Origin of the sequence: Hymenobacter psychrophilus, from assembly GCF_900107135.1 — a bacterium.
GTDB lineage: Bacteria > Bacteroidota > Bacteroidia > Cytophagales > Hymenobacteraceae > Hymenobacter > Hymenobacter psychrophilus.
Genome location: NZ_FNOV01000003.1, coordinates 1 through 26,086 on the forward strand (window position 1 = coordinate 1; position 26,086 = coordinate 26,086).

At 61.3% G+C, this 26,086-nt stretch carries 26 protein-coding genes, 1 tRNA gene and 1 pseudogene; 13 read left to right on the plus strand and 15 right to left on the minus strand.

From position 1 onward, the window contains the following. The 4 genes from BLW21_RS04885 to atpD form a co-directional block, all read right to left on the minus strand. Positions 1-275 (minus strand): transposase (locus BLW21_RS04885; protein ID WP_139255084.1); only part of this gene is annotated, 275 nt, incomplete at its 3' end. A gap of 108 nt (positions 276-383) precedes the next feature. Further along, the gene (locus BLW21_RS04890; protein ID WP_092738346.1) at positions 384-1,517 is read right to left on the minus strand and encodes a trans-sulfuration enzyme family protein; all 1,134 of its coding nucleotides are present in this window, start codon (positions 1,515-1,517) and stop codon (positions 384-386) included. A gap of 80 nt (positions 1,518-1,597) precedes the next feature. After that, positions 1,598-1,837: an ATP synthase F1 subunit epsilon gene (gene atpC / locus BLW21_RS04895; RefSeq protein WP_092738347.1), complete on the minus strand. Its 240-nt coding sequence runs from the start codon at positions 1,835-1,837 to the stop codon at positions 1,598-1,600. 93 nt (positions 1,838-1,930) lie between these two features. Further along, complete coding sequence (gene atpD, locus BLW21_RS04900; RefSeq protein WP_092738348.1) at positions 1,931-3,436, minus strand: F0F1 ATP synthase subunit beta; 1,506 nt, start codon at positions 3,434-3,436, stop codon at positions 1,931-1,933. A 268-nt stretch (positions 3,437-3,704) separates the two neighbouring features. On the opposite strand from atpD, the gene BLW21_RS04905 reads away from it, so the two are divergent. The 5 genes from BLW21_RS04905 to BLW21_RS04925 all read left to right on the plus strand — a co-directional run bounded on the left by BLW21_RS04905 (position 3,705) and on the right by BLW21_RS04925 (position 6,805). Beyond that, positions 3,705-3,777: transfer RNA gene (locus BLW21_RS04905), tRNA-Gln, on the plus strand. Between the two features lie 247 nt (positions 3,778-4,024). Next, positions 4,025-4,954, plus strand: coding sequence for a ribose-phosphate pyrophosphokinase (locus BLW21_RS04910; protein ID WP_092738349.1), 930 nt, complete (start codon positions 4,025-4,027; stop codon positions 4,952-4,954). Positions 4,955-5,113: 159 nt separating this feature from the next. Beyond that, entirely contained in the window at positions 5,114-5,686 is a 573-nt protein-coding gene (locus tag BLW21_RS04915; RefSeq protein WP_092738350.1) for a 50S ribosomal protein L25/general stress protein Ctc, read from the plus strand. Positions 5,687-5,924: 238 nt separating this feature from the next. Then, entirely contained in the window at positions 5,925-6,497 is a 573-nt protein-coding gene (pth, locus tag BLW21_RS04920) for an aminoacyl-tRNA hydrolase (RefSeq protein ID WP_092738351.1), read from the plus strand. A gap of 8 nt (positions 6,498-6,505) precedes the next feature. Further along, a complete protein-coding gene (locus tag BLW21_RS04925; protein ID WP_092738352.1) occupies positions 6,506-6,805 on the plus strand; it encodes a hypothetical protein in 300 nt (99 codons plus the stop codon). Between the two features lie 85 nt (positions 6,806-6,890). On the opposite strand, the gene metG is transcribed toward BLW21_RS04925, so the two are convergent. Further along, complete coding sequence (gene metG / locus BLW21_RS04930) at positions 6,891-8,939, minus strand: methionine--tRNA ligase (RefSeq protein WP_092738353.1); 2,049 nt, start codon at positions 8,937-8,939, stop codon at positions 6,891-6,893. A gap of 212 nt (positions 8,940-9,151) precedes the next feature. Between metG and BLW21_RS04935 the strand changes: the two genes are divergently transcribed. Continuing rightward, positions 9,152-9,787: a hypothetical protein gene (locus tag BLW21_RS04935; protein WP_092738354.1), complete on the plus strand. Its 636-nt coding sequence runs from the start codon at positions 9,152-9,154 to the stop codon at positions 9,785-9,787. 96 nt (positions 9,788-9,883) lie between these two features. On the opposite strand, the gene BLW21_RS04940 is transcribed toward BLW21_RS04935, so the two are convergent. The 3 genes from BLW21_RS04940 to msrB all read right to left on the minus strand — a co-directional run bounded on the left by BLW21_RS04940 (position 9,884) and on the right by msrB (position 11,776). Then, complete coding sequence (locus BLW21_RS04940) at positions 9,884-10,231, minus strand: hypothetical protein (RefSeq protein ID WP_092738355.1); 348 nt, start codon at positions 10,229-10,231, stop codon at positions 9,884-9,886. An 89-nt stretch (positions 10,232-10,320) separates the two neighbouring features. Further along, complete coding sequence (locus tag BLW21_RS04945; protein WP_092738356.1) at positions 10,321-11,100, minus strand: DUF3050 domain-containing protein; 780 nt, start codon at positions 11,098-11,100, stop codon at positions 10,321-10,323. Between the two features lie 106 nt (positions 11,101-11,206). Further along, on the minus strand, positions 11,207-11,776 hold the full coding sequence (gene msrB, locus BLW21_RS04950; protein WP_092738357.1) for a peptide-methionine (R)-S-oxide reductase MsrB: 570 nt from the start codon (positions 11,774-11,776) through the stop codon (positions 11,207-11,209). Positions 11,777-12,018: 242 nt separating this feature from the next. On the opposite strand from msrB, the gene typA reads away from it, so the two are divergent. After that, complete coding sequence (gene typA / locus BLW21_RS04955; RefSeq protein ID WP_092738692.1) at positions 12,019-13,827, plus strand: translational GTPase TypA; 1,809 nt, start codon at positions 12,019-12,021, stop codon at positions 13,825-13,827. Between the two features lie 127 nt (positions 13,828-13,954). Next, positions 13,955-14,467: a DUF6630 family protein gene (locus tag BLW21_RS04960; RefSeq protein ID WP_092738358.1), complete on the plus strand. Its 513-nt coding sequence runs from the start codon at positions 13,955-13,957 to the stop codon at positions 14,465-14,467. Positions 14,468-14,522: 55 nt separating this feature from the next. On the opposite strand, the gene BLW21_RS04965 is transcribed toward BLW21_RS04960, so the two are convergent. Continuing rightward, entirely contained in the window at positions 14,523-15,326 is an 804-nt protein-coding gene (locus tag BLW21_RS04965) for a class I SAM-dependent methyltransferase (RefSeq protein WP_092738359.1), read from the minus strand. Positions 15,327-15,544: 218 nt separating this feature from the next. On the opposite strand from BLW21_RS04965, the gene BLW21_RS04970 reads away from it, so the two are divergent. Continuing rightward, the gene (locus BLW21_RS04970; protein WP_092738360.1) at positions 15,545-16,291 is read left to right on the plus strand and encodes a YqjF family protein; all 747 of its coding nucleotides are present in this window, start codon (positions 15,545-15,547) and stop codon (positions 16,289-16,291) included. A 12-nt stretch (positions 16,292-16,303) separates the two neighbouring features. Here BLW21_RS04970 and BLW21_RS04975 read toward each other — a convergent pair. The 3 genes and pseudogenes from BLW21_RS04975 to BLW21_RS04985 all read right to left on the minus strand — a co-directional run. Beyond that, positions 16,304-16,552, minus strand: a pseudogene (locus BLW21_RS04975) (acylphosphatase); the annotation flags it as partial. Between the two features lie 168 nt (positions 16,553-16,720). Beyond that, positions 16,721-18,238 (minus strand): hypothetical protein, encoded by a 1,518-nt coding sequence (locus BLW21_RS04980; protein WP_139255085.1) that lies wholly within the window; start codon positions 18,236-18,238, stop codon positions 16,721-16,723. Between the two features lie 166 nt (positions 18,239-18,404). Further along, the gene (locus BLW21_RS04985) at positions 18,405-19,217 is read right to left on the minus strand and encodes a TrmH family RNA methyltransferase (protein ID WP_092738363.1); all 813 of its coding nucleotides are present in this window, start codon (positions 19,215-19,217) and stop codon (positions 18,405-18,407) included. A 250-nt stretch (positions 19,218-19,467) separates the two neighbouring features. Between BLW21_RS04985 and BLW21_RS04990 the strand changes: the two genes are divergently transcribed. From BLW21_RS04990 to BLW21_RS05005, 4 genes are all read left to right on the plus strand, one after another. Then, positions 19,468-20,331, plus strand: a complete 864-nt coding sequence (locus tag BLW21_RS04990; RefSeq protein ID WP_139255086.1) for a hypothetical protein — start codon at positions 19,468-19,470, stop codon at positions 20,329-20,331. 188 nt (positions 20,332-20,519) lie between these two features. Continuing rightward, positions 20,520-21,266, plus strand: a complete 747-nt coding sequence (locus tag BLW21_RS04995) for an endonuclease III domain-containing protein (RefSeq protein ID WP_092738365.1) — start codon at positions 20,520-20,522, stop codon at positions 21,264-21,266. 82 nt (positions 21,267-21,348) lie between these two features. Further along, on the plus strand, positions 21,349-21,549 hold the full coding sequence (locus BLW21_RS05000; protein ID WP_092738366.1) for a hypothetical protein: 201 nt from the start codon (positions 21,349-21,351) through the stop codon (positions 21,547-21,549). 3 nt (positions 21,550-21,552) lie between these two features. Further along, positions 21,553-21,825, plus strand: coding sequence for a DUF167 domain-containing protein (locus BLW21_RS05005; protein ID WP_092738367.1), 273 nt, complete (start codon positions 21,553-21,555; stop codon positions 21,823-21,825). 74 nt (positions 21,826-21,899) lie between these two features. Here BLW21_RS05005 and BLW21_RS05010 read toward each other — a convergent pair whose 3' ends face one another. The 3 genes from BLW21_RS05010 to BLW21_RS05020 form a co-directional block, all read right to left on the minus strand. After that, positions 21,900-23,285: an ammonium transporter gene (locus BLW21_RS05010; protein ID WP_092738368.1), complete on the minus strand. Its 1,386-nt coding sequence runs from the start codon at positions 23,283-23,285 to the stop codon at positions 21,900-21,902. Positions 23,286-23,566: 281 nt separating this feature from the next. After that, a complete protein-coding gene (locus BLW21_RS05015; protein WP_092738369.1) occupies positions 23,567-24,769 on the minus strand; it encodes a threonine synthase in 1,203 nt (400 codons plus the stop codon). A gap of 218 nt (positions 24,770-24,987) precedes the next feature. Further along, positions 24,988-25,884, minus strand: coding sequence for a LysR family transcriptional regulator (locus tag BLW21_RS05020; protein WP_092738370.1), 897 nt, complete (start codon positions 25,882-25,884; stop codon positions 24,988-24,990). Positions 25,885-26,086 lie beyond the last annotated feature (202 nt).

Genomic DNA, 26,086 nt, shown 5'->3' on the forward strand with positions numbered 1-26,086 from the left:
ACCAGCACCCAAGCATAATCCGGCTCCTGCACCGCCTGGAACAGGCCCTCCCAGACCCCAGCCAGCGCCCAGCGGCGAAAGCGTCGGGCTACCGTGTTCCAAGGGCCAAACCGTTCGGGCAGGTCGCGCCAGGCGCAGCCCGTGCGCACCCGGTAGACCACGGCGTTGACAAAATGGCGGTTGTTGCGGCCTGTGCCGCCTGCCGTACCGGCCTGCCCAAGTGTGTGCGGCTGAATCAGTTCCCATTCACGCTCAGTAAGTTCGTGGCGTCGCATCCCGCAAATTTAAACATGACTGTCCACACACTCTAAATGATGAAGCGGTAGGGCGCCGAATGTGCTTATTGGTATCCGCCTACTGCTCGCGGCCACTGGCTCACGGCCTTACTTGGCGTCCAGGGCCTGCTGCAAATCGGCCAGTAGCTCGGCGGCTGGCTCGATGCCCACGCTCAGGCGTACCAGCCCGGCCGTGATGCCCAGTTCCTGCCGCTGCTCCTCGGTGAGGGCCCGGTGCGAGGTACCAGCCGGGTACGAAAGCGACGAATCGACGCCGGCCAGCGAAGGCGCGAACGGGAACCGTTGGCTGGCCCGCATGAAGCGGCTCACGGCCTCCGTCGTGTCGTCGGCGAGCCGGAACGACACCATGCCGCCGAAGCTTCCCGCCCCCTGCACGGCGGCTAGCTGATGCTGCGGATGCCCCGGCAGCCCCGGATAGAACACCTGTCCCACAGCTGGGTGGCGCACCAGTAGCTCGGCCACGGCTTGGGCGTTGCGGCAGTGCGCTTCCATGCGTAGGCGCAGCGTTTTCAGGCCCCGTACGGCCAGCCAGCTTTCCATGGGGCTCAGCGTCAGCCCAAACAGCGTCCCGATTTGCCGGAGCCGGGCCGCGTCCTCGGGCGTGCGGGCCACTACCGCGCCGGCCGTAACGTCGGAGTGGCCGGCCAGGTACTTGGTTACGCTGTGCATCACCAGATCGGCCCCGTGCTCGAAGGGGCGGGTAAGTACCGGCGTAGCGAAGGTGTTGTCTACCACCAGCTTCAGGCCCAGCGCGTGGGCAGCATTGGCGGCGGCGCGCAGGTCGATGACGCGCAGCAGCGGGTTGCTGATGGTTTCGCAGAGCAGCAGCCGGGTACGGGGCTGCGCATAGGCCGGCAGGTTGGTGGTCAGGTCGGCGAAGGGCACGTAGCTCACCGTAATGCCCAGCCGGCTCAGCTCCTGGCTCAGCAGCGCCGACGAGCCGCCGTAGATGTCGGCCGCGCACAGCACATGGTCGCCGGCCTCACAATAGGCCATAACGGCCGCAAAAATAGCTGCCATGCCCGAGCCGGTGGCCACCGCTCCTGCTCCGCCTTCCAGCTGCGTTACGGCCGCTGCCAGCTCGTCGGAGTTGGGGTTGCCGTTGCGCGAGTACAGGTAGCGGCTGCCCGGCTCCCCGAAATACAGCTCCAGCTCGTTGAGGTCCTCGAACTTGAAAACTGAGGTCTGGTAAATCGGGGTGATTTTGGGGTGGATTTTCATAAACCGTTAATTCAGGCTGAAAAAGCAGAAAAGCCTTTCCTGCAAAGGAAAGGCTTTTCACTAGAAGCTGAAACCGCAGGTTACGCCGAAGCGCCCTCGGCCAGCACGATGACGTTGTTGCGCAGCACTTCCACTACGCCACCTTCCACGTGAAAGCGGCTGGCGCCACCGTTGAGCACGATTTCACCGGCTTTCAGCGCCGAAATGAGCGGGGCGTGGTCGTTGAGGACTTCGAAAAGGCCATCGGCTCCCGGAAACCGGGCCGACGTAACCTCGCCTTCAAACACCTTGCGGTCGGGCGTGATGATTTCCAGATGCATAGTTTCTGAACGGTTAGCTGTTGGCTGTTAGCTGATGACCGGAGTCAGCAATGGGCAGCCAACAGCTAGCAGCCATCAGCTAACAGCTCAAAATTACTTTGCTTCGGCAATCAGCTTCTCGCCCTTGGTAACGGCATCCTCGATGGTACCTACCAAGTTGAAAGAAGCCTCGGGCAGGTGGTCGTACTTGCCGTCGATGATTTCGTTGAAGCCTTTGATGGTGTCCTTGATATCAACCAGCACGCCTTTGAGACCGGTGAACTGCTCGGCCACGAAGAAGGGCTGCGACAGGAAGCGCTGCACGCGGCGGGCGCGGTTTACTACCTGCTTGTCCTCCTCGCTGAGTTCATCCATACCCAGAATGGCAATAATGTCCTGCAGTTCCTTGTAGCGCTGGAGCAGCTCTTTCACGCGCTGGGCGGTGTTGTAGTGCTCGTCGCCGAGTACGTCGGCCGACAGGATGCGCGAGGTGGAGTCCAGCGGGTCAACGGCCGGGTAGATGCCCAACTCGGCGATTTTGCGGCTCAGTACCGTCGTGGCGTCCAAGTGGGCAAAGGTGTTGGCCGGGGCCGGGTCAGTCAAGTCATCGGCGGGCACGTACACGGCCTGCACCGAGGTAATGGAACCGCGCTTGGTGGAGGTAATCCGCTCCTGCATAGCACCCATTTCGGTGGCCAGCGTGGGCTGATAACCTACGGCCGACGGCATGCGGCCCAGCAGTGCCGATACCTCGGAGCCGGCCTGTGTGAAGCGGAAGATGTTGTCGATGAAGAACAGGATGTCGCGGCCGGCACCGGTGCCGTCGCCATCGCGGAAGCTTTCGGCAATGGTGAGGCCCGAGAGGGCTACGCGGGCCCGGGCTCCGGGGGGCTCGTTCATCTGGCCGAACACCAGGGTGGCCTGCGACTTCTCCATCTCGGCCATATCGACCTTGCTCAGGTCCCAGCCGCCTTCTTCCATCGAGTGCTTGAACGCCTCGCCGTAGCGGATGATGTTGGCCTCGATGAATTCACGCAGCAGGTCGTTGCCTTCGCGGGTCCGCTCGCCTACGCCGGCAAACACCGACAGACCTTCGTAGGCCTTGGCGACGTTGTTGATAAGCTCCTGGATGAGTACGGTTTTGCCTACGCCGGCACCGCCGAACAGACCGATTTTACCGCCCTTCACATAAGGAGCCAGCAGGTCGATTACCTTGATGCCGGTGAAGAACACTTCCGACGACGTCGCCAAGTCTTCAAAGGCCGGAGCCGAGCGGTGGATGGACATCGGTCCGTCGCTCTTGGGCTGCGGAATGCCGTCGATGGCTTCGCCGATGACGTTGAACAGACGGCCCTTTACCCCTTCGCCCGTAGGCATGGAGATGGGCGCGCCCAGGTCGCGCACGCCGGCGCCACGGGTCAGACCTTCGGTCGAGTCCATGGCGATGGTACGAACCCGGTCTTCGCCCAGGTGCTGCTGCACCTCTAGCACGATCGTCTGACCGTTACCTTTGGTTACTTCGAGTGCGTCGAGAATATTGGGAAGCTTGGAGTTCTCACCCGCGAAGCTCACGTCCACGACGGGACCGATAACCTGGGTGATTTTGCCGGTATTCGCCATTGCTTTTTATAGATTGGGATTGGGTGCAACGATTCAGGCCGCAAAACTACGGCTTAATCGTGGCATTGCCAAAGCCCACAGCTACGGGCTGCTGTCAACTTTTTTTTCAGGGTCTGAAACCCTGATTTTCAGCTCTGAAAGACCCTTCGATGCCTGTTGGCCCCCGGAATCAAGTAAAAATTTTTCGCCGGAAATTTGCCTGTAATAAAAGCCACCGTACATTTGCACAACCAAACGGCACCGCTCACCCGGAAAGCCGCCCGGAAATTGTCCGATGGTGTAACTGGCAACACGCTTGATTTTGATTCAAGAAAGTCCAGGTTCGAGCCCTGGTCGGACAACTGACGCAGCCAACGCGAAAGGCGCTGATTCTTCCTCCCCCGGAAGAGTCGGCGCCTTTCGCGCTTTAATCGCAGCTGTTGCAGATGATTGGATACCGCAGATGCAGACGGCATCCTTGAACGAAGCAAGGCAACGTGGCACTTCATTTGATTTCTTCACGCCTCCCCGATTCTCCCCTCGCGCCGTACCGTCGGCCGGTGGGAGAATTTTTTATTTCCACCCCTTAACTTCTTAACACCTTTTCCCATGGCCCAGCAAGTCAAGATTTTCGCCGGTAACGCCTCCCACGAGCTAGGCGAAAAAATTGCCGAAGCTTTCGGTCAGCCCCTCGGCGACCTGAGCATCCAGCGTTTTGCCGATACCGAACTGGGGCCCAGCTTCAATGAGAGCATCCGGGGCTGCGCCGTATTCCTGATCCAGAGCACCAACCCACCGGCCGAAAACCTGATGGAGCTCATGCTGATGGTGGACGCCGCCAAGCGCGCCTCGGCCGCCTCGGTAACCGTGGTAATGCCCTACTACGGCTACGCCCGCCAAGACCGCAAAGACAAGCCCCGCGTGAGCATCGGGGCCAAAGTGGTGGCCGACTTCGTGCAGAGCGTGGGCACCGACCGCCTGATGACCTGCGATTTGCACGCCGGCCAGATTCAGGGCTTCTTCGACATTCCCGTCGACCACCTCGATGGCGCGACCGTTCTGGCGCCCTACATCCAGTCGCTGGGCCTCGACAACCTGCTTTTTGCCTCGCCCGATGTCGGCGGCGTAGTGCGTACCCGAGGATTTGCCAAGAAGTTTGGGGCCGAAATCGTGGTCTGCGATAAAATGCGCCTGCGGGCCAACGAAATTGCCTCCATGCAGGTCATCGGCGACGTGACGGGCATGAACGTGGTACTCGTCGACGACATCGTGGATACGGCCGGCACGATCTGTAAGGCCGCCGAGCTGCTGATGGAGCGCGGTGCCAAGTCGGTGCGGGCCGTAATTACGCACGGCGTGCTTTCGGGCCCGGCCCACGAGCGGATTCGCAACTCGATGCTGGAGGAGCTGGTGATTACCGATACGATTCCATTGCAGCAGGAAAACCCCAAAATTCGGGTCATCACGCTGGCTCCGCTTTTCGCCCAAGCCATCCGCAACGTGGTTACCCACGAATCCATCAGCTCGCTGTTTGTTTAGAGCTACTGGCAGGGAGTGGTGTAGTACAAGTAAAGACTTCGTTGCGCTCAGCATGACACAGTCTTTTTCACTCACTTCACTATTGCCAAACAATACGCTTATCTTTGCGGCCCGTTTGCCTGCTGTGGGTGAGCGGATTTTCCTCCAAAGCACACTTTTATGAAAAGCCTCGAGATTGTAGGGTTTAAAAGAGCGAATCTCGGTAAGAAGGACGCCAAAGCGGTCCGCCTCGATTCGTACGTACCATGCGTACTGTACGGCGGCACCGAGCAGGTTCACTTCTCCGTACCAGCCATCCTGTTCCGCGAATTGCTGTACACCCCCGAGGTGCACATCGTTGACCTCAACATTGAGGGCACCATGTACCGCGCCATCGTGCAGGATTCGCAGTTCCACCCCGTGAACGAAATGCTGTTGCACGTTGATTTCCTGGAGCTGCAGGAAGGCAAAGAAGTGAAAATGGAGGTTCCCGTGAAGTACGTAGGCGTATCGCCGGGCGTACTGGCCGGTGGCAAGCTGGTAAGCAAGCTCCGCAAAATCAAAGTGAAGGCTACCCCCGAAAACCTGCCCGACTACGTGGAGGTTGATATTTCGGAGCTGGCACTGGGCAAGTCGATCAAAGTAGACAAGGTGGAGGCAAAGGGCTACACTATCCTCAGCAGCCCCCAGGCCCCGATTGCTACCGTGGCCATCCCACGTGCACTCAAAGGCCAGCTGGCCGCCGAGAAGTAAGAACCAAGGAATTAGCCCGGATTCTAGCAGTTTGCACGAATTACCGTAAACGATTTGCTGAGACTGGGCTATTCCGACCCAAGCAAAAGAGCCGCCCCAGTAACGGGGTGGCTCTTTTGCTTTTCGGCTACGAGGCTTTGCGCAACTGCGCCTACTTTTGCACCGGGGGCTTACCACGGATTCCCCGGCTGCAGTCAACTACGAAATCCGTGCAATCCGTTAAAATCCGAGCTAATCCGTGGTCTTTTTGATTTTATGCCTGGGCAACATCGGGCCCGAATATGCCGATACCCGGCACAACGTGGGGTTCATGGTGGCCGACTTCCTGGCCCGCAAGCACGAGGCCGCGCCCTGGCAGCTGGGCCGCCATGCCTTCACCACCGAGTTCAAGCACAAGGGCCGCCGGTTCGTGCTCGTGAAGCCAACTACCTACATGAACCTGAGTGGCAAAGCCGCTGCCCATTGGCTCAGCGCCCTCAAAATCGAAAAGGCGCAGTTGCTGGTCGTGACCGACGACCTGGCCCTGCCCTTCGGCAAGCTGCGCCTGAAAGCCAAGGGCTCGGCCGGCGGCCAGAACGGCCTTAAGCACATCCAGGAAACGCTGGGTACCGACGAGTACGCCCGCCTCCGCTTCGGTATCGACGCCAGCTTCGGCAAGGGCCGGCAGGTGGATTACGTACTCAGCCCGTTCTCAGAGGACGAGAAAATCGACCTCGATGGCCGCCTCGAAAAAGCCGGCGAGGCAGTGCTGGCTTTCGGGATGCAGGGCGTGGAGCGGGCCATGAACGTGGTGAATGTGAAGGATGTGTAATATTTCATATGAAGCAGTCTAACGCAAAAATTACCACTGACGAGTTGAAGTCTCTACTTCAAAGAGCCACCGCTTATTTGGAAGGCATTGGTGAAGGGACTTTTGATTTGGAAACCGACTACTATGCCATTATTCCAACAGATGATTGGGAAAAGCTTGAGCAACCACAAGTAGTTATCGGGTCCTTGTTTGATGATGTAGCAGAACTAAAAAGAGCGGCTAAAAATGAAGTACCATTCACATCTGTTGACTTGGACCGTCTAGCCTCCTTGCTTCGGGCAATAAGTCAGCATATAACTCCCCTATAGCTGCTCGTATATTGACTGGTAAAAGCAAAGCGCCCCACCATATATATGGTGGGGCGCTTTGCTTTTACCAGTTTTGACTTTCAGCCTACGCTACGCCTGAACCCGGCCGCACGGCGCTGCTGGGCTGCATCAACGACAGCACGCCGTCGGCATTTTCGGCCATTAGCAGCATGCCCTGGCTCTGGATGCCCTTGATTTCGCGGGGGGCCAGGTTGAGCAACACCTGCACCTGCTGGCCCACTAGGGCTTCGGGCAGGAAGTGCTCGGCAATACCGCTGACGATGGTGCGGGGCTCGTCGAAACCAAGGTCGACGCTTAGTTTGAGCAGCTTTTTAGTTTTGGCAACCTTCTCGGCGGCCACGATGGTGCCGATGCGCAGGTCCATGGTCTGGAACTGTTCGAAGCTGATGTCCTCCTTGGCGGGGGCCGAAACGGCAGCGGCTACCTCGTTGGCTTTCTTGGTGTCGAGCAGCTTCTGCACCTGGGTTTCCACGGTAGCATCTTCGATTTTGGTGAACAGCAGGGCCGCTTCGGCCAGCTGGTGGCCGGCGGGTAGTGCGGTCGGCCGGCCGGCTTCGGGCCAGGGGCCTTTTTCGGTGTTGAGCATACGGCCCAGGCGGGCGGCGGCTTCGGGCAGGAAGGGCTCGAGCAGCGTGACCAGGGCAGCCGTTAGTTGCAGGGCCACGTGCAGGACGGTGCCGGTGCGGGCCTCGTCGGTTTTGATGAGCTTCCAGGGCTCCTGGTCAGCCAGGTACTTGTTGCCCAGGCGCGAGAGGTTCATCAGCTCGTTCAGCGCATCGCGGAAGCGGTAGTTGTCAATCAGCTCCCCAATGCGGGCCGGAAACTCACCGAGCTGGCGCAACACGTCCTCATCTTCGGGGGTGAAACCGGCACTGGCGGGTACCTGGCCACCGAAAAACTTGTGGGTAAGCACCACGGCCCGGTTCACGAAGTTGCCCAGGTTGGCTACCAGCTCGTTGTTGTTGCGGGCCTGGAAGTCTTTCCAGGTGAAGTCGTTGTCCTTGGTTTCGGGGGCGTTGGCGCAGAGCACGTAGCGCAGCACGTCGGCCTGGCCAGGGAAATCCTGCAGGTACTCGTGCAGCCATACGGCCCAGTTGCGGCTCGTGCTGATTTTGTCGCCCTCCAGGTTCAGGAACTCGTTGGCGGGCACGTTGGTGGGCAGGATGAACTCGCCGTGGGCCTTGAGCATCGCCGGGAAGATGATGCAATGGAACACGATGTTGTCTTTGCCGATGAAGTGCACGAGCTGGGTACCGGCGTCTTTCCAGTAGGGCTCCCAGGCCCCATCGGGCAGCAGTTCCTTGGTAGCCGAAATGTAGCCGATGGGCGCATCGAACCACACATACAGCACTTTGCCCTCGCCGCCGGGCACCGGCACGGGCACGCCCCAGTCGAGGTCGCGCGTCACGGCGCGGGGCAGCAGGCCCTGGTCGATCCACGATTTGCACTGGCCGTACACGTTGGCTTTCCAGTCCTGCTTGTGGCCTTCCACAATCCAGGCGCGCAGCCAGGGCTCGTACTGGTCGAGGGGCAGATACCAGTGCTTGGTTTCGCGCAGCACGGGCTGGTTGCCCGAGAGCATGGAGCGCGGGTTGATGAGTTCTGTCGGGCTCAGCGACGTACCACACTTCTCGCACTGGTCGCCGTAGGCGTTGTCGTTTCCGCAGTTCGGGCAGGTGCCCACAATGTAGCGGTCGGCCAGAAACTGGTCGGCCTTTTCATCATAGTACTGCTCCGACACCTGCTCGATGAACTTGCCTTCCTTGTACAGCTTGAGGAAAAAGGCACTGGCCGTTTCGGCGTGGGTTTTCGAGGACGTGCGCGAGTAAATATCGAACGACACGCCGAAGTCGCGGAACGAGTCGCCGATGAGCGCGTGGTACTTATCGACGACCTGCTGGGGCGTGACGCCCTCCTTCTGGGCCCGGATGGTGATGGGCACGCCGTGCTCATCGGAGCCGCAGATGAATTTCACGTCGCGGCCCTGGGCGCGCAGGTAGCGCGTGTAAATGTCGGCGGGCAGGTACACGCCGGCCAGGTGGCCGATGTGTACGGGGCCGTTGGCGTAGGGCAGGGCCGCCGTAACGGTGTAGCGTTGGGGTAGAGCGGACATATTCGGAGGCAAGAAATCAGCTGAAAAAACGACCGGCTGGCCGCGGGAGTGCAAAGGAACGAGTAAAACCAGGAACCGCGCAGACTAGCTACCCAAGGGCGGGTGCAGGTCGCCAGATTTTTGCAACCATAATTGCAACGCCCTAAACTGTCGAGGCAGCGGGCCGTATCTATGCTTACTCCTTTCTTTTTCAACATTTTCCGATTCCCGCCATGAGCAAGTCCTCCAAAGAAAAGTCGGCTAAAAAAGACAAGTCGAAAAAAGAGAAACCGGCCAAGAAGGCCAAAACAATTAAAGCCGCCAAGGACCCCGCTGAAAAGGCGCAAGCGAAGGCTGCAAAAGCAGCCAAATCGGCCTCAGCAGCCCTCAATAGCCAGAAAACCGGCAAGAAAGACAGCCAGAAAAAGGCCCTGAAGCAAGCCGCCAAGCAGCTGCAGAAGGAATTGGACGGCCGCATTAATGAGGTAGTTAAGCGCATCCGCAAGGACACCAAAACCAAACTGCAGGAAGTAGTGAAAGACGCCACCCGTCGCCTCGACACCGATGTGGAGCAGCTTTTCGAGCAGGCCCTGCACACGATAGTGCGCGGCCAGGAAATGGGCACACCCGCCGCTTCCGACAGTATTTCGACCACCGCCGACCCGGCCACGCTGCCCGAGACCGAAGCTTCTGCGAAGACTCCGGCCGCCACGCACCGCCGCACCGCCGGCACCAAACCAGCGACAATAACAGCTGCTAAACCGGCCGCCAAAGCGACGGGCACCACCACGGCAAGCCGCCCGCGCGCAGCGCGCAAGCCGGCAGCGGCAACCCCTGCTGCCAACTCGGCAACTGAAGCGGACTCGTAAGCTAACAGCACACTAAAAAACGCTCAACGGCCCGTTACTATTCGGTAACGGGCCGTTGAGCGTTTAAGCGGAAATAGAATGGCGTTTCGGCCCGTTTTAGGGCAGGCGCAGGGTATCGGCCGGGGCACCTTTTACGCGGCGCAGGCGGGTTTCGGGCGTGGCCGTATTGTTGTTGTCGGTGTTGAGGCTTTCGGGGTTTTTCTGCGAGTTGATGCCGCTGGCCTGCTCGCCGGGCCTGACCCGGCCGGGCGTGGCATCGGGCGTGGCCCCACCGTAGCCGGCGTTGCTGTTGTAGGCCGCCTGCCGGTCGGCATCGGTCAGGATGCGGTTCGGGACGCGCTGCCGCACGCTGGTTTCCTCGCTGCGGGTTTCCTGCGAGGTTGTGCAGCCAGCAAGCAGTAGCGCAGCCGGCAGTAAGAGGCGGAATAGAACGGCGGTGCTCATGGCGCGACGAAAAAAGGAGCCGGCCCAAAACAGGCTGGCTCCTTTGCTAACGATTGGGCGGAAGCGAAGTTGGCTTCGCCAGCGCCTTTTTACAATGCGGCCCGAATTCCGTCCCATAGGGCCACACGGGCACTCATGCAGGTTACGGACGTGGCCTCGGCTTCGGCCCAACGCCGCTCCGAATCGGCGCACAGGTCGCGTACCATTTGCTGGGCCAGCGGCGTGTGTACTTCCTCATCGAGCTGAATATGGCGGTCGAGGTAGTAAGTAAATGTGTCGAGCTGGCCGGGAAAGCGCTGGCGCAAGTCGTGCACCAGGTGGCGGAACATGTCGGGTATCACGTCTTCGCGCCCGAACGTGAAGGCGGCGGCCACGGCGTGGGGCTGGCCCGAATTGATGAGCTGGAATGTGCCGAGCACGAACTCACGCACCGAAGCCGGTGCCCCGGCCGCCGCTAAGGCCTCGGCCACCGAAGCGCCCTCGGCCAGCGCGGCCAGGAGCCGCTCCACGGGTGCGGTATCGGCCCCGCACTCGCGCATGGCCCGCAGGTACAGCTCGAAGTGGCTGGTAGGCCGACCCTCGGGGTCGAGGTCGGTTTCCTCTTCCAGCACAATGTCGTTGATGAGGCGGCGGGTGGCCGGGTTGCCGCGCGGCACCCAGGGTAGCTCCACGCAGGTCAGCTCGCGCTGCAACGCCTTCAGCAACGACATAAAATCCCAGACGGCAAAGACGTGGTGCTCCATAAACGTGCGCAAATCGGCCAGCGAATGTAACGACTGGTACACGCCATGGGCCACCAGTTGCGCCCGGGCCGGAGCCAGCGCGGCTTGCAGGGTGGTAATCGGGTCGGTTTGAGTTTGAGTGGACATCTGATGCACTGGTTTTTGAGGTGGCAAAAACAGACTGGTCATTCCAAGCGGGGCTTGGAATGACCAGTCTGTTTTCAATTAAGGACTAACAACGAAGCGCTGAGCACTACTCCTTCTTGAATGTCATGCCGTACGAATCCATGCAGTAGCGCAGGCCGGTAGGCTTGGGGCCGTCGTTGAAGACGTGGCCCAGATGGCCGCCGCATTTGGCGCACACCAACTCGTCGCGGCTCATGCCGTAGGTGTTGTCGGTGGTTACTTTAAGGCTGGCATTGGCCGCCGGCGCCCAGAAACTAGGCCAGCCAGTACCCGACTCAAACTTTGCCTCCGAGGAGAAAAGCAAATTGCCATCGGCGGCACAGTAGTAGTTACCTTTCTCGTGATTGTCGTGGTAAGGATTATCGAAGGGCTTTTCGGTACCCTGCTCGCGCAGGATGAAATACTGCTCGGCAGTGAGCTGCTTTTTCCATTCGGCGTTGGTCTTTTGCACCGGGAACTCGCCGGGCTTGCCCGTTACGGGCTGCGGCTTAGGATAGTCCTTCCCCGCAGGTGCGGCCGCCGTATTCGGGCGGGCCGAGTCGGATGCATCCATCTTACTGTCGCGGGAACTGGCCTGCGAGCAGGCGGTGTTAAACGTGGCGGCGGAAAGCAACAAAATCAGCAGAGAAGAGCGCATAGGACAGTTTTTTTTCTAGGAAGGAAAGTCGGCCATCAAAGCCGACAGGTGAACAACATACGCGAGCCGGGTACAGTTCGGTTGGGCCCCTGAGGCCGCGCAGAGGCAGGTTTGCACGATTTGGCAGCGGGTCAACGAATTAGCCGCCGCCGGCGCGAGCTTTTGCCTAGGCGCCGACAATTAACCGGCCGCCTGAGTTTACGCTCAATAATTTGTACATTTGCACCCGCAAAAACCCCTGTATGCAGAACATTCGGAATATCGCCATCATTGCGCACGTTGACCACGGCAAAACCACGCTCGTGGACAAGATTATCCACGCTTCGAAGCTGTTCGACGAGCACCAGCAGTTCGACGACCTCATCCTCGACAACAACGACCTGGAGCGGGAGCGTGGCATTACCATCGTCTCGAAAAACGTATCGGTTCGGTACAAAGACGTTAAAATCAACATCATCGACACGCCTGGTCACGCCGACTTCGGCGGCGAGGTGGAGCGGGTCCTGAAAATGGCCGACGGCGTGCTCTTGCTCGTCGATGCCTTCGAAGGTGCCATGCCCCAGACCCGCTTCGTGCTGGGCAAAGCCATCGACCTGGGTTTGAAGCCCATTGTGGTGGTAAACAAAGTCGATAAGGAAAACTGCCGGCCCGATGAGGTGCACGAGCAGGTTTTCGACCTCATGTTCAACCTCGGCGCCAGCGAAGATCAGCTGGACTTCGTGACACTGTACGGCTCGTCGAAGCAGGGCTGGATGAGCACCGACTGGAAGGTAAAAACCGACAGCATCATTCCGCTGCTCGACGCCGTAGTGGCTTCCATTCCGCCCGCTCCTACCTTGGACGGTACGCCCCAGATGCAGATTACCTCGCTCGACTACTCGTCGTTCGTGGGCCGTATCGCCATTGGTCGCGTGCACCGCGGTACGCTGAAGGAAGGTGCCAACATGAGCCTCGTGAAGCGCGACGGCACTATCAAAAAGGTTAAGATCAAGGAGCTCCAGGTGTTCGAAGGCCTCGGCCGCACCAAGGTTTCCGAGGTTAGCTCGGGCGAAATCTGCGCCGTAACGGGCATCGAAGGCTTCGACATCGGCGACACGCTGGCCGACGCCGAAAACCCCGAGGGTCTGTCGGTTATCAGCATCGACGAGCCAACGATGAACATGCTGTTCACCATCAACAACTCGCCCTTCTTCGGTAAGGAAGGCAAGTTCGTGACCTCGCGTCACCTGCGTGACCGTCTGTTCAAGGAAACCGAGAAAAACCTGGCCCTGCGCGTAAAGGAAACCGACCGTGAGGATTCGTTCCTGGTGTACGGCCGCGGTATTCTTCACTTGTCGGTACTCATCGAGACCATGCGTCGCGAAGGGTTCGAGCTGCAGGTAGGCCAGCCCCAGGTATTGTTCCAGGAAGACGAGAAGGGCCACCGCTTGGAGCCCATCGAGCACCTGGTAGTAGATGTACCCGAGACGACGGCCGGCAAAGTTATCGAGCTGGTGACGATGCGCAAGGGCGAGCTGACCATCATGGAGCCTAAGGGCGACCTGCAGCACCTGGAGTTCAACATCCCGGCCCGGGGCCTGATCGGCCTGCGTAACAACGTGCTGACCGCTACCGCCGGTGAGGCCATCATGAACCACCGCTTCTCGGCCTACGAGCCGCACAAGGGTGTAATTCCGGGCCGTATTGCTGGTTCGCTGATTTCGATGGACACGGGTATGGGCACGGCCTACACCATCGATAAGATGCAGGACCGCGGCGAGTTCTTCGTTGATCCAGGCGAAGAAGTGTACGCTGGCCAGGTTATCGGCGAGCACACCCGCCCGAACGATTTGACCATCAACATCCAGAAGGGCAAGAAGCTCACGAACATGCGCGCGTCGGGTACCGACGACAACGCCAAGATTGTTCCGAAGCGCCAGTTCTCGCTGGAAGAAGCCATGGAATACATCCAGAAGGATGAGTACCTGGAGGTAACGCCCAAGTCGATCCGGATGCGTAAAATCCTGCTCGACGAAAACGAGCGCCTGCGCTCGGCCAAGAAAGTCGACTAGTTCCTAGTCGGCAGACACAAAAAAGGGGGGCAGCCATTGGCTGCCCCCCTTTTTTGTGTCTGCCGGCACTTACCTACTTTTACACGAAGGCAGCACTTTCCCTTTCTGACCATTTCCACCCACCACTATGCATCCTGAACTCTCGGCTTTTCTTGACCTGTTTACCCTGGGCGACGCGGCGGCCACCCAACGGCTAGCTGACCGGCTGAACCTGGTGCTGACGGATGCAACAGGTTATGCGGCGCAGTTTGCGGAGGAACTGGCCGAAAGAGGGATTGAGAGCGAAATAGCCTCGCAGGAGTTGCGCGACATTGCCCTGATTGATGCGCTGCTGGCCGAAGATTTGGCCGTAGAGTGTGACTGGAAAGAAACTGCCGGTGAAATAATCGGCAGCCTGAACTACGTGCTGACCCGGCAAAAGCGGCCACCCCTAACCGAAACAACGGATTTAGGCGCCGACGAAGACCTCGGCCCCGAGCAACTCGACCTTGTGCAGGAGGCGCTGGAACCACGCGAACTAGCCTTGGTGATGTTCAGCCTCGACGGTGACTCCTATCCGCTGAGTGTGGTGGCACAGGAAGTAGCCGAAGACTTGGCAGCCAGGGCCCAGCAGCTGGGCTTCAAGCTGCACCAGTGGTAAACCTGAAGTCAGGAGCTGCCCGCTTTATCTGCTGGCCCTGCGCTGTTTAGCTTGGCTACATCTTGCGTAGCAGCCACACGTCCTGGCTGGCGGCCGCGCCCTGCCGCTCGCCCGGGATGTGCTCCAGCACCTCGCACTGCTGCCCGAATAGCGCCTGCAGATACACCGGGGGCTGAAAGGCGGCAAACACCCGGTGCCCTTCGTCCACGTTGCTGCGAATTACGAGTTGGCCCGCGTCGAAGGTGGCGCGCTCGGCGTCGGTCATGATGGCGCGGAAGGCCGCGCCGTGGGTGGTAAACAGCAGTACCCCGCCGGCGCGGGTCACGCGCAGCAGCTCGTCGTACCAGCGCTGGTGGCCGGCGGCCGAGAGGTGGGTGAAAATGGAAATGCCGTACACCGCATCGAACGTGGCGGCGGCGGCCTGCAGGGGCGGGTTGAGGCCGTTGAGCAGAAATCCGATGCCGGGCAGCTGCTGGCGACACCACTCGATAGAGCGGGCGTTGTAGTCGGTGCCGGTGTAGCGGCAGCCCTGGCCCACTACCGCGGGCAGGTGGCGGATAACCCGGGCCGGACCGCAGCCCCAGTCGAGGATGTGCTGATTCTGCAGGGCGAGGTGCCGGGCCAGATGGTCGCGCACCCACTCAGCAGTTTCCCGGCCGCCCTCGTAGTATTTGCGGTAATTGAGCTGGAACGACTCATACATCAGGTAGTCTGGCGGCAGGGCCACGGCCGGGTGGGCGGCGCGAAAAGCCTGGTTGGGCCGGCGGTTGCGGTAGCGCAGCAGTCCGTAGCGGACTCGGTCGGCGGCGTGCATCAGGCTCGCACGGCGGAGCAGAGTGGTCAGTAACGCTTTGTTCATTGCCGCAATATCTCACTTTAGCGGCAGTGGGCCCAACTTTTTCCCCGGCGGTACCAACGCCTGCTTTTTTGCACGCTTCAAACCGCAGCCTGCCAGCCCAAGGTACCGGGCCGGCAGCCCGGGCTTTTATCGGTTTCAGCGCAGCGCATCGGCCGGTTTCTCTGTTGTAAGTGCCCCGGCCCTTCCGCCGTAGCCGGGCCCGTAACCACCTCCGATTAATGGCTTCCAACTCGTCTTCACCTGCTTTGCGCCGCCTGCCGCTGATGCGGCAGCGCTGGAGCAACCTGCTGTTTGCCCACTGGCCGGTGGCCCCCGAAACCCTGCGGCCCTACCTGCCGGCCCGGCTGGAGCTGGACTTATTCGACGGGCAGGCCTGGCTGGGGGTGGTGCCGTTCACGATAAGTCGCATCCGGCCGCTGGGCCTGCCGGCCGTGCCCGGCCTGAGCGCGCTGCACGAGCTGAACGTGCGCACCTACGCCCGCCTCGATGGGGTGCCCGGCGTGTGGTTTCTCTCGCTTGATGCCACCCAGCCACTAGGCGTGTGGGCGGCCCGCACGCTGTTCCACCTGCCCTACCTGCACGCCCGCATGGCGCTTACGGAAACCAACGGCCAGTTTCGGGCCGAGGCCGAGCGCACCCATAGCGGCACTGCCCCTGCTGCTTTTGCCGCCACCTGGACGCCGGGCGCGGCCCTGCCGCTGGCCCGGCCGGGCACGCTGGCGCATTTTCTTACCGAACGCTACTGCCTCTATACCGCCGGCCCCGACGTGCGGGCCGGCCGGCACGGGCCGCACCTCTGGCGTGGGCAGCTCTGGCACGAGCCCTGGCAGCTGCGCGAGGCTACGTTGCAGGAGTGGAACTCGACGCTGCTCGAAAGCCACGGCCTGCCCACACCCGTTGGCCCGCCCCTGCTCTACGCCGCCGAGCCGCTCGACGTAACCGTGCAGAGCCTGCGGCGGGTGTGAAACCAGGACCGCCTAGTGGCGCACCTCAAACTTCGCGTAGCCCTGCACTGCGCCGGCTGCCACGTCTACCTTATCAACGCGGGCGGCAAGGGGGCCACCCTGCCGGCACCAGGTTTCCAGCGCGGCCAGGGCTTCGGCGCGCCCTTCAGCTTCGATGCTAACGGTGCCGTCGGGGTTGTTGCGGGTGTAGCCGCCGAGGCCGAGGCGCTGGGCCTGCTGCCGGGTACTCTGGCGGAAAAACACGCCCTGCACGCGGCCATAGACGAGGAAAGTTCGGTGCTAGATAACCATATTTTCTTGCAAAGAAGCGCCTGTTCTATCCACCCAAAACGCCGCCGAACGGCGCGCTGCTGCTGTGGGCGCTACGCTCTGGAGCTGGCGGCTCTGGCGGTAAGCAGTCGGGCTTTGGGAGCTTGTTACCGAACGGGTTTACAGGGCTTTGTAAATATAATAATCGTGGAAGCGGTAGGCGTAGCGGTAGCCCCCGTAGGTGCCGCCCGCCACGGGTCGGGGCAGGTTTAGGTCTTTGAGCGAATGATCATCCAACACAATGAGTCGGCGCCGGGAGCGGGCGGCTTCCTCGAACAGCATCAGGCCATTGGGGCGCTGCTGCCTGGTTTCCGCCTGCACCAGGTAGCAGGTTACACCCTGAATGGTAAAGGTCTCAATCTGATTGAAAACCAAATGCATAGGTGCCACTATGCAGGTATTTCGGTAGGCCGACAATTGAGTGGCCAGCTGCTGGTTGCGCGCTACTCTATCCTCGTGCTGCCCGATAAGCAGGCCCGTATAAACGCCATTGACGATGACGTAGAAGCCCAGCACCACGGCCAGCATCCCCCGCACCCAACCGGGCCGGGCCGGCAGCCGCTCGAACCCCGCCGCTACCAGCAGGCACAGGTGGGGCAGGTACAGCACCAGGTACTTGGTGGTTTTGCTTTGCGAAAGCGCCGCCAGAGCCACCACCAGCAGCAACAGATACAACGTGGCATCGGTCAGGCGGGGGGTGCGCCAGCGCGAACGGTAGAGCGCAACGGCCGCCGCCAACACCAACAGCGACAAAGCAGTTTCGAGGGGCGAATGGAAAAAGCGCTTATGCTCAGCCAGCGCCCGCAGCACCAGCGCAAACCCATGGCCCGATTTGGTGCCGCCAATAGCCGGCGCGAATTGGCGGAGGTAAGTGCCCCAGGCGTCATGCACGAGCACATCGAGGAAGCAGAGGGCAAACACCGCTCCGCCTACGGTTGCAAATAGCGCGCCCCCGCTCCATTGCCGCCGCCAGGCCAGCAGCCCCGCCCCGGCGGCCAGGTAGATCAGGCCGTTGAGGTGGGTGGCGGCGGCCAGGCCGGCCAGCGCGGCGGCCAGCACCAGCTGGTACCACTGCGTCTGCCCCGTATGCAGCCACCGCTGCAGGAGCACCCAGGAGCCGAACCCCAGGCACATAAGCATAATCTCGGGCCGGAATACAAAGCCATACTCAACTACCAGCGCATTCAGCAGCAGTACGGCCCAGAACAGGCGGCGGGCGGCGGCAGTAGCCAAGTAGTGCCGCAGGTGCGGGCGGCAGATGAGCGCAAATATGCCCAGGTAAGTCAGGCTGATGAGCTTGAGCACCAGCGCCGACCAGCCAACCAGCCGGATGACGCCCGCCGCCTGCCACACAAACAGCCAGTGGTACACCCATTGCCGGGTGCCGGCCCCCAAAAATCCGTCGAACAGCTCCGAGCGCACAATGCCTTCCTTGGCGGCCCAGTAGGCCTGCTCCCCGATCCAGGCCTCATCGCCATGCAGTACGCGCTGGTAGAAGCTGGCCACGAACAACAGTGCGGCCAGCAGCAGCAGCCAGGGAGCGGCCGCCAGCGGCAAAACCGCCCGATGTGGCAGCGAATCGGTTGGCAAAGCGGGTGGTGCTGGGTGGCGTACCAGCCACAGTCTGGATCGAAACATCTAAAGCTATAGGTACTCAGTAGCGTATAAGCTGGCAAAACCACACTTACACCTGGCAACCCAGGCATTGTGCAGCCGTTGCAGCGGCCAAAGGTATCAGGAAATTGAATTCTTCGGATGTCGGTAGCGGGCCGGGAACCAACCGTCTGGCGCCGCCGCCGCCGGCTTAGCCCATGCGCTGGCGCACGGCTTCGAAGGTGAGAATGGCAGTGGCAGTGCTCACGTTGAGCGAGTCGATGTAGCCGCCCATCGGGATGATGATGGTTTGGTCGCAGGCCTGCATCAGCTCGGGGGTAAGGCCGTCGGCCTCGGTGCCCATTACCAGGGCTGTGGGCCCGCGAAAGTCGCAACCGGTGTAGGGCACCGCCTGCTCGGTGAGGGCAGCGGCGTAGGTACGGATGCCGTGGGCGGCGCACCAGGCCAGCAGCTCGGAGCGCGAGGTGGCCACGGTAGGCACCGTAAACGAGCAGCCGATGCTGCTGCGGATGGCATTGGGGTTGAACAGGTCGGTGCGCGGGTCGCAGACAATGACGGCCGTGGCCCGGGCCGCGTCGGCGGTGCGCAGGATGGCGCCCAGGTTGCCGGGCTTCTCTACGGCTTCGAGCACCAGCAGCAGCGGGTTTTCGGGCAGCACGAGGCTTTCGAGGGTGTGGTGGGGCGGGCGGGCCAGGGCCAGCACGCCGTCGGAGCCTTCGCGGTAGGCCACCTTGCCGAACACGGCCTTCGACACGGCCACCCAATCGGTGCCGGTACCGGCAAACATGTTTTGCAGCTCGGCCTCGTGGGCCGGGCCGGCCAGCTCGGGGCACACAAACACGGTGGGCACCTGCACGCCATTGGCCCGGGCAATGGTGAGCTCGCGCAACCCTTCAATAATGGTGAGGCCCTGGCTGCGGCGCTCGGCCGATTTCTGCTGGAGCCGCAGCAGGTTTTTGATGCGCGGATTCTGGGGCGAGGTAATAACTTCGGGAGCGGACATAAGCAGAAGGAGCCGGCGACGGAATGGGCCGGGCGGTGCCAAAGATAGGCAGGACCGCCGGGGCCGCGGCCACCGGCTTTCGGCCGGCTACGTACGCCCGGCAGCCCGGCCCACCCGCGTTGCACACAACCCGGCACGACTATAGCGGGGCTCCGGTTAGGGTCTGACGGCTTATGAACGGCCCCTTCAGGTCGATGCCTACGGCCGCGTATCCGTCCTATTCTTCGGGCTTTCTGCGTTATTTACGGTTATGCTGCTTCGACTTCTTCCATTGCTGACGCTGAGCGCCTTTGTGCGGCCGGCCCTGGGCCAGCAAACGCCCCGTGAGCTAAACACCGTACCTGCGCCGGCCCCGCCCGATACCACCCGTGCAGTGGCCCCGGTAACTTCGCCGGTGCTGGCCCCCGGTACGCCGGCCTCCGACCCGCGCCAGGCCCCGCCGCTGCCGCCGGCCAACACCAGCCGCTACAGCGTGGGCCTGAAATCGGGGCAGGTGCTGCGGGGCTACGATGTGCAGGTGCGCAGTCCGGTGTTCGGGCGCACGTTTCTGCTCGTCGATGGCCAGCAAAAGCTCGATTTCAACGATGTGCGCTACTACGAAGACGAAACCGGCTTTTATGTGCGCACCACCCTGCCGGGCCGCAGCAAGCGCGAGAGCACCCTGCGCCGCGACCGGGTGGGCCGCATCAGCCTGTATTCCATCACCACCCAGCAATACAGCAACAACGGTTTCGGGCCCGGCGGCTACAGCCCCTATGGCTACGGCGGCTTCGGAGGCTACCGCACGGTGCGCAACGAGTACTTCAGCAAAGACAATGGCCCGATTGAAGACCTGAGCATCCGCAACCTGCAGCTGGCTACCACCGACAACGCCGGCTCGCAGCAGCTGCTGGCCGATGCCCGCCGCTACCAAACCCTAACGACGCTCAGCTACGTGGGCGCCGGGGGCCTGCTGCTGGCGGGGGTGCTGTCGAGCTTTGGGGGCAGCAACGGCCTTTCGGTGTCGCCGTTGGTATACGCGGCCATTCCGCTGGCCATTGTGCCGCTGGTTATCGGGGGCAAGTCGCAGAACAATGTCAAACAGGCCGTCCTGCTGTATAATACCGGGCGTTAGGAGGATTAGGGATTAGGAATGTCATGCTGAGCGAAGCGGAGCGTAGTCGAAGCATCTCTACCACAATACTAATTCTGTCTACTACAACGAAGCGGTAGAGATGCTTCGACTGCGCTCCGCTTCGCTCAGCATGACGCGCAGTTACTGAACGTTGGCAACTGCCAACGCAGGCGCACGTAGGCAAGCGGGTGAAATCTTCCCCTGCTTCCGCTACTGACCTTGCTCCGGCCGAGCGCCAGGAGCTGGCCCTGTGGGCCCACGCGAAACTGTGCGCCGAGTACGGCTGTCCGGTGGCCTTCTTCGCCACCAAGGATCCGCTCAGTGAACTTATCAGCTCGCTGCTCTCCCACCGCACCCGCAACCAGGATTCGCACCGGGCCTACCAGCAGCTGCGGGCCCGCTTCCCGACCTGGGATGAGGTGCGCGACGCGCCCACGACCGAGGTCGAAGCCGCCATCAGCCCCTGCACCTGGCCCGAGCAGAAGGCCCCGCGGCTCCAGCAGATTCTGCGCGAAGTAGGCCAGCGCTGCGAAGGCGGCCCCTGCGACCTGGCGTTTCTGGCCGATTTGCCCATTCCGGAGGCGCGGGCCTGGCTGGAGCAGCTGCCCGGCGTAGGGCCCAAAACCAGCGCCGCCGTGCTGCTATTCAGCACCCTGCGCCGCCCGGCCATGCCCGTCGATAGCCACCACCACCGCGTGGCCCAGCGCCTGGGCCTTATTGGCCCCAAGGTGGGCGAGGCGGCGGCCCACAAGCAGCTGGCGGCCCTGTTGCCGCCCGACTGGGATGCCCAGCAGGTGTACGACCACCACGAAATCCTGATGTTTCACGGCCAGAAGTGCTGCTACTTCCATACCCCCGCCTGCGGCCGCTGCACGCTGCTGGAGCGCTGCCCCTTCGGGCAGACCCGGGTACATGTTGGCGGGGCGCAGGCTTGAGCAGATAGTAAGAAAGCCGGCTGATTTCCTGCATATTGCTTTTCCTTTCGTATTCACCCCCTCACATTCTTACCTGATTACTATGAAGCAGACGTACGGCCTGCCCGCCCTGGTTTCCATTTTCGTACCCGGCCTGGGTCAGCTTATCAAGGGGCAGTTTCTGAAGGCCTTTCTGATCTGGGCCGTTGGCGGCACCATCAGCTTTCTGCTGGTCTGGACCATCATCGTGCCCTTTCTCATCTGGGCCTGGAACGTGTACGACGCCTACAACTCGCCCGCCTGAGCAGTGCCCGTACTGCACCTGAAAGCCAGGCCTAATGCCCGCCACAACCAGCTGGCTGTAGCACCCGACGGCACCGTAACCGTGCGCCTGCACGCCCCGGCCCAGGATGGCAAGGCCAACGCCTGCCTGCTGGCCTATTTGGCGGAAGTGTTTAGCGTGAGTAAATCCAGCCTCACGCTGCTCAGCGGCCACGCGGCCCCCTTCAAGAAAGTGGAAATCGGGGGCCTTTCGGAAGCGGAATTCCAGCAGGCACTAGGAAAATTCAGAAGCCAGTAACTGCCGTTGCGCAAGGAGCCAGACGCCGCGAAAGCAGCGGTTTACTTCCTTGCGCAACGGCAGTTACTGGCTTCTTAGCTGACCAGTTTCCCGGGTGCGGCGCGGCGGTAAGTGCGCTCGAACTCCTCGTCGGTGTGGTAGGTGGATTCCTCGTGCTGGCTCAGGTCGAGGCCCAGCTCTTCCTCGGGCAGTTGCACACGCAGGCCCACAAGCCGGTCGGTAAGCTTGAGTAGCAGCCAGGAGCCGCCGAACGAGTAGCCCACCACAATAAGCAGCCCCAGCACATGGTAGCCGAACGTGGTAGCCGAGCCGTGAATCAGGCCCACTTCATCGGCAAAAACACCCGTGAGCAGCATGCCCACAATGCCACCCAGGCCATGGCAGGGAAACACGTCGAGTGTATCGTCGATGGTGGTGCGGGCATTTTTCCAGTGCACGGCGGCGTGGCTGATGAGGGCGGCCAGCACCCCGAACAGGATGCTCTGGCCATAATCGACGTAGCCGGCGGCGGGCGTGATGGCCACCAAGCCTACTACGGCCCCGGTGCAGGCCCCCACGGCGGTGGGCTTGCCGCCGCGCACCACCTCCACCAGCACCCAGGCCAGCAGCGCGGCGGCCGAAGCCAAGTTGGTATTCACGAAGGAAAGGGCGGCCAGCTCGTTGGCCCCCAGCGCCGAGCCGGCGTTGAACCCAAACCAGCCAAACCACAGCAAACCCGTGCCCAGCAGCACGTAGGGCACATTGGGGGTTGAAAACGACGAATTTCGCAGGCTGGCCGAGCGCTGGCCCAGCACCAGCGCCCCGGCCAAGGCGGCTACACCGGCCGAAATATGCACCACCGTGCCGCCCGCAAAATCGAGCACGCCCCACTGCCGCAAAAAGCCCTCCGGGTGCCAGGTCCAGTGCGCCAGCGGGCAGTAAATCAGCAAACTAAACAGCACCATAAAGGCCAGATAGCCCTTGAAGCGCACCCGCTCAGCAAACGAGCCGGTTATCAGGGCCGGCGTGATGATGGCGAACTTGAGCTGAAAGGCGAAGAAGAGCACGAACGGAATGCCGGCCGCAAAGACCGGATTGGGGGCCGTGCCCACGTTACGCAGCAGGACAAACGTGAGCGGGTTGCCAATCAGCCCGTGCCAGGAAGTACCGTAGCACAGCGAAAAGCCCACGAAATAAAACAGCACCGACACCACACCCAGCGCCACAAAGCTCTGGAGCATGGTGCTAATCACGTTTTTGGGGCGCACCATGCCGCCGTAGAAAAACGACAGCCCCGGCGTCATCAGCAGTACCAGGGCCGAGGCCGTGAGCATCCAGGCAACATCGGCGCCATTGAGCGAGCCCGGGGCCGCCGCTGGGTGTGGTACCTTTATGAAGGCCGCCGCAAAAGCCAGCGCTACCAGCACCAACAGAGTAAGCAGAGTCCGGCTAGGCCGGGAAGCGGAGGTCTTGGCAAACATAAACGTATTTTCAGATTATAACCCTTTTATTTAAGGTGTAATAACTAAAATAATATCTATTTATCAGCATACCTCCTTTCTATTTAAGGTCTTTTTAGATAAAATACATATCTAGATCAAAAATAGTGTATCATTCAACAAGTGTAGCCAGCAAGTATACATTGACTAACTGTGGTTATCAGCAGAGCAAACCAAGCACTTCTCACAAGGCCTGTCAAAACGAAAAGCGCCCGCTATCTAAAGAATAGCGGGCGCTTGCTGAGTTGATGGGGCCAGGCCGTCTACTTTTCCCAGCGGCCCTCCACGTTGTCCATGTACTTCTGGGCCGAGCCGGTGTTGAGCAGCAGGATTTGCTCGCCGGGGGCAATCCAGCCGGAGGCCAGCAGCTTGCGGGCCGCCATCCAGACGGCTCCGCCTTCGGGCGCTACAAACAGGCCTTCGTGGCGGGCCAGTTCGCGCATGCCTTCCATCATTTCCTCATCGGTGATGCTCAGGGCCGTGCCGTTGGATTCTTCGAGCACGCGCAGCATCATCTGCTCGCCCATGGGATGGGGTACGGCCAGGCCGTTGGCAATGGAGGGGCGACCGACGTAGGCGTGGCAGTTGGCCTGCCGGCCCGTGTAGGTGGCTACCAGCGGCTGGCAGGCGTCGGCCTGCACGGCTACCATGCGGGGCAGCTTGGCATCGGGCGCGAGCCAGCCTAGCTGTTGCATTTCGCGGAACGCCTTCCAGATGCCGATGAGGCCAGTGCCGCCGCCGGCCGGGTACAGCAGCACGTCGGGCAGCTGCCAACCCAGCTGCTCGGCCAGCTCGTAGCCCATGGTTTTCTTGCCTTCGAGGCGGTAGGGCTCTTTCAGGGTCGATACGTCGAGCAGCTGGCCGTTGGCGTTGTGCTGGCGCACCCAGGCGGCGCAGTCGTTGATGAGGCCGTCGATGAGCTGCACTTCGGCCCCGTACCAGTAGCACTCTTCTTTGAAAGCCTTAGGCGTGTGGCGGGGCATGGCCACCACGGCCCGCAGGCCCGCCCGGGCGCAGTAGGCGGCCAGGGCCACGCCCGCGTTGCCGGCCGTTGGGATGATGCAGCCGGTGGCGCCCAGCTCCTTGGCCTTGGAAACAGCCATGCTCAGGCCCCGGGCCTTGAACGAGCCGGTAGGGTTCTGGCCTTCGTCCTTGAGCAGCAAACTGGCCAACTCGTAGCGGCCGCCGAGGGTCGGCAAGTGCAGCAGCGGCGTCAGGCCTTCGCCCAGGCTCACCTTGTTTTTGTCGTCGAGCAGCGGCAGCAGGGCCCGGTAGCGCCACATAGAATGGTCGGCCGGGTTGATGCCAGCGGCCGGGGTAAGCTGCGGCGACAGGTGGTAGGTGGCCACCAGCGGCATCTGGTGGCACTCAGACACGCGCTGCAGCTGGTGAGCGGAATGGGGCTGGCCGCAAACGGAGCATTCGAGCTCGTGCAGGCAGGTAATGGATTCGAGAGTCGGGTTCATAGGCAGGGGATGGAACGCAAAATTCCCCGCTGTCTATGCCGAAAACAAATGGCCACTTGGAATAGGCTATGCCGGTTTGGAATGGTTTTGTTGGCTGATGGGTGTTAGCCAAGCATCCCAGAGCTAAAGCCCTGGGCTATGTAGCGCACCATACAAACCGCTGACTAGCCCAGGGCTTCAGCCCTGGGACTCCCGGCTGGCAACCGGACACTGACAACTCAACTGTAGTACCGCCGTGCGAACTGTACGAAGGTTTTGTAAGGCTGATTGTTTTCGGTGCCTTTGCGCTGCACGAACTCGAAGTGGCGCACCAAGTTCAGATCCAGAATGGGCACTTCGACCAGCTCGCCGGCGGCCAGCTCCTTGGTCACGGCCTGGCGGGGCAGGAAGGCCAGGCAGGTATCCACGCGGACGAAGTTTTTGAGGGCCTCGGTACCGCCCAAGCGCACTTTTACCGGCAAATCGGTGAGCCGAATGCCCTTGGCGGCCAACGCTTCTTCGAGCACGGCCAGGGTGCCCGAGCCGGTTTCACGCAGGGCTACGGGCGTGCGCAGCAGGTCGGCGGCCAGCAGGGGCTGGCGCAGCTGCGGGTTGCGGCCTGAGCACACGGCCACCACCGCATCGGTGAGCAGGGGCATGTAGGTGACGTTGCTGACTCGGTGGATGCCTTCGATGATGCCCAGGTCGATTTCGTGGGCCAGCAGGGCGCGGAGGATATTTTCGGAGTTGCGGTTTTTGAGCGTGAGCCGGGTGTTGGGGTACTGGCTCAGGTAGGCCGAAAGCACCGGCGGAATCACGTAGAGCGAAATGGTGGTGCTGGCTCCAATCACCATGTCGAGCGGGGGCGAAAAGGCAGGGCTGAGGGCCGCGAACTCGAGGTGCAGCTCGTGCTGGAGCTGGCGGGCCAGCAGCAGCTTCTGGTACAGCAGCTCGCCGGCCGGCGTGAGCTGCACGCTGTTGCCCAGCCGCTCGAACAAACCCGTTTTATAGTGCTCCTCCAGCGCCCGCACCCGCTTGCTCACCGCCGACTGGCTCAGAAACAGCGTCTGCCCCGCCTTGGTAAAGCTGAGCTGGCGGGCAACTTCGAGGAAAACTTCGTGGGCCTGGGAAAGCATAACGGCTGCTAAAATCAAGAACGAACAGCAAGGTACGTTGGAGAGCAGTTTTCGCCGGATCCAAAATAATTTGTACAAAATTTTGTCATTTAATTAGATATTATCTGAGGAATATCTGGTATGTTTAGGTCCTCTAGCTATAGCAGAAACCTGGTGGCAGCCTTCTCATTACGCGCCCCAATCTGCCTCGTTATCGGCTGCC

Bases quoted from the DNA above. Each gene is read 5' to 3' on its own strand.
- BLW21_RS04945 (WP_092738356.1), bottom strand. From the start codon at position 11,100: ATGTCCACTCAAACTCAAACCGACCCGATTACCACCCTGCAAGCCGCG.
- BLW21_RS04980 (WP_139255085.1), bottom strand. From the start codon at position 18,238: ATGTTTCGATCCAGACTGTGGCTGGTACGCCACCCAGCACCACCCGCT.
- typA (WP_092738692.1), top strand. From the start codon at position 12,019: ATGCAGAACATTCGGAATATCGCCATCATTGCGCACGTTGACCACGGC.
- BLW21_RS04960 (WP_092738358.1), top strand. From the start codon at position 13,955: ATGCATCCTGAACTCTCGGCTTTTCTTGACCTGTTTACCCTGGGCGAC.
- BLW21_RS04985 (WP_092738363.1), bottom strand. From the start codon at position 19,217: ATGTCCGCTCCCGAAGTTATTACCTCGCCCCAGAATCCGCGCATCAAA.
- metG (WP_092738353.1), bottom strand. From the start codon at position 8,939: ATGTCCGCTCTACCCCAACGCTACACCGTTACGGCGGCCCTGCCCTAC.
- BLW21_RS05020 (WP_092738370.1), bottom strand. From the start codon at position 25,884: ATGCTTTCCCAGGCCCACGAAGTTTTCCTCGAAGTTGCCCGCCAGCTC.
- BLW21_RS05015 (WP_092738369.1), bottom strand. From the start codon at position 24,769: ATGAACCCGACTCTCGAATCCATTACCTGCCTGCACGAGCTCGAATGC.
- BLW21_RS05010 (WP_092738368.1), bottom strand. From the start codon at position 23,285: ATGTTTGCCAAGACCTCCGCTTCCCGGCCTAGCCGGACTCTGCTTACT.
- BLW21_RS05000 (WP_092738366.1), top strand. From the start codon at position 21,349: ATGAAGCAGACGTACGGCCTGCCCGCCCTGGTTTCCATTTTCGTACCC.
- BLW21_RS04940 (WP_092738355.1), bottom strand. From the start codon at position 10,231: ATGAGCACCGCCGTTCTATTCCGCCTCTTACTGCCGGCTGCGCTACTG.
- atpC (WP_092738347.1), bottom strand. From the start codon at position 1,837: ATGCATCTGGAAATCATCACGCCCGACCGCAAGGTGTTTGAAGGCGAG.
- BLW21_RS04970 (WP_092738360.1), top strand. From the start codon at position 15,545: ATGGCTTCCAACTCGTCTTCACCTGCTTTGCGCCGCCTGCCGCTGATG.
- msrB (WP_092738357.1), bottom strand. From the start codon at position 11,776: ATGCGCTCTTCTCTGCTGATTTTGTTGCTTTCCGCCGCCACGTTTAAC.
- BLW21_RS04925 (WP_092738352.1), top strand. From the start codon at position 6,506: ATGAAGCAGTCTAACGCAAAAATTACCACTGACGAGTTGAAGTCTCTA.
- BLW21_RS04910 (WP_092738349.1), top strand. From the start codon at position 4,025: ATGGCCCAGCAAGTCAAGATTTTCGCCGGTAACGCCTCCCACGAGCTA.
- BLW21_RS04890 (WP_092738346.1), bottom strand. From the start codon at position 1,517: ATGAAAATCCACCCCAAAATCACCCCGATTTACCAGACCTCAGTTTTC.
- BLW21_RS04915 (WP_092738350.1), top strand. From the start codon at position 5,114: ATGAAAAGCCTCGAGATTGTAGGGTTTAAAAGAGCGAATCTCGGTAAG.
- atpD (WP_092738348.1), bottom strand. From the start codon at position 3,436: ATGGCGAATACCGGCAAAATCACCCAGGTTATCGGTCCCGTCGTGGAC.
- BLW21_RS04990 (WP_139255086.1), top strand. From the start codon at position 19,468: ATGCTGCTTCGACTTCTTCCATTGCTGACGCTGAGCGCCTTTGTGCGG.
- BLW21_RS04965 (WP_092738359.1), bottom strand. From the start codon at position 15,326: ATGAACAAAGCGTTACTGACCACTCTGCTCCGCCGTGCGAGCCTGATG.
- BLW21_RS04935 (WP_092738354.1), top strand. From the start codon at position 9,152: ATGAGCAAGTCCTCCAAAGAAAAGTCGGCTAAAAAAGACAAGTCGAAA.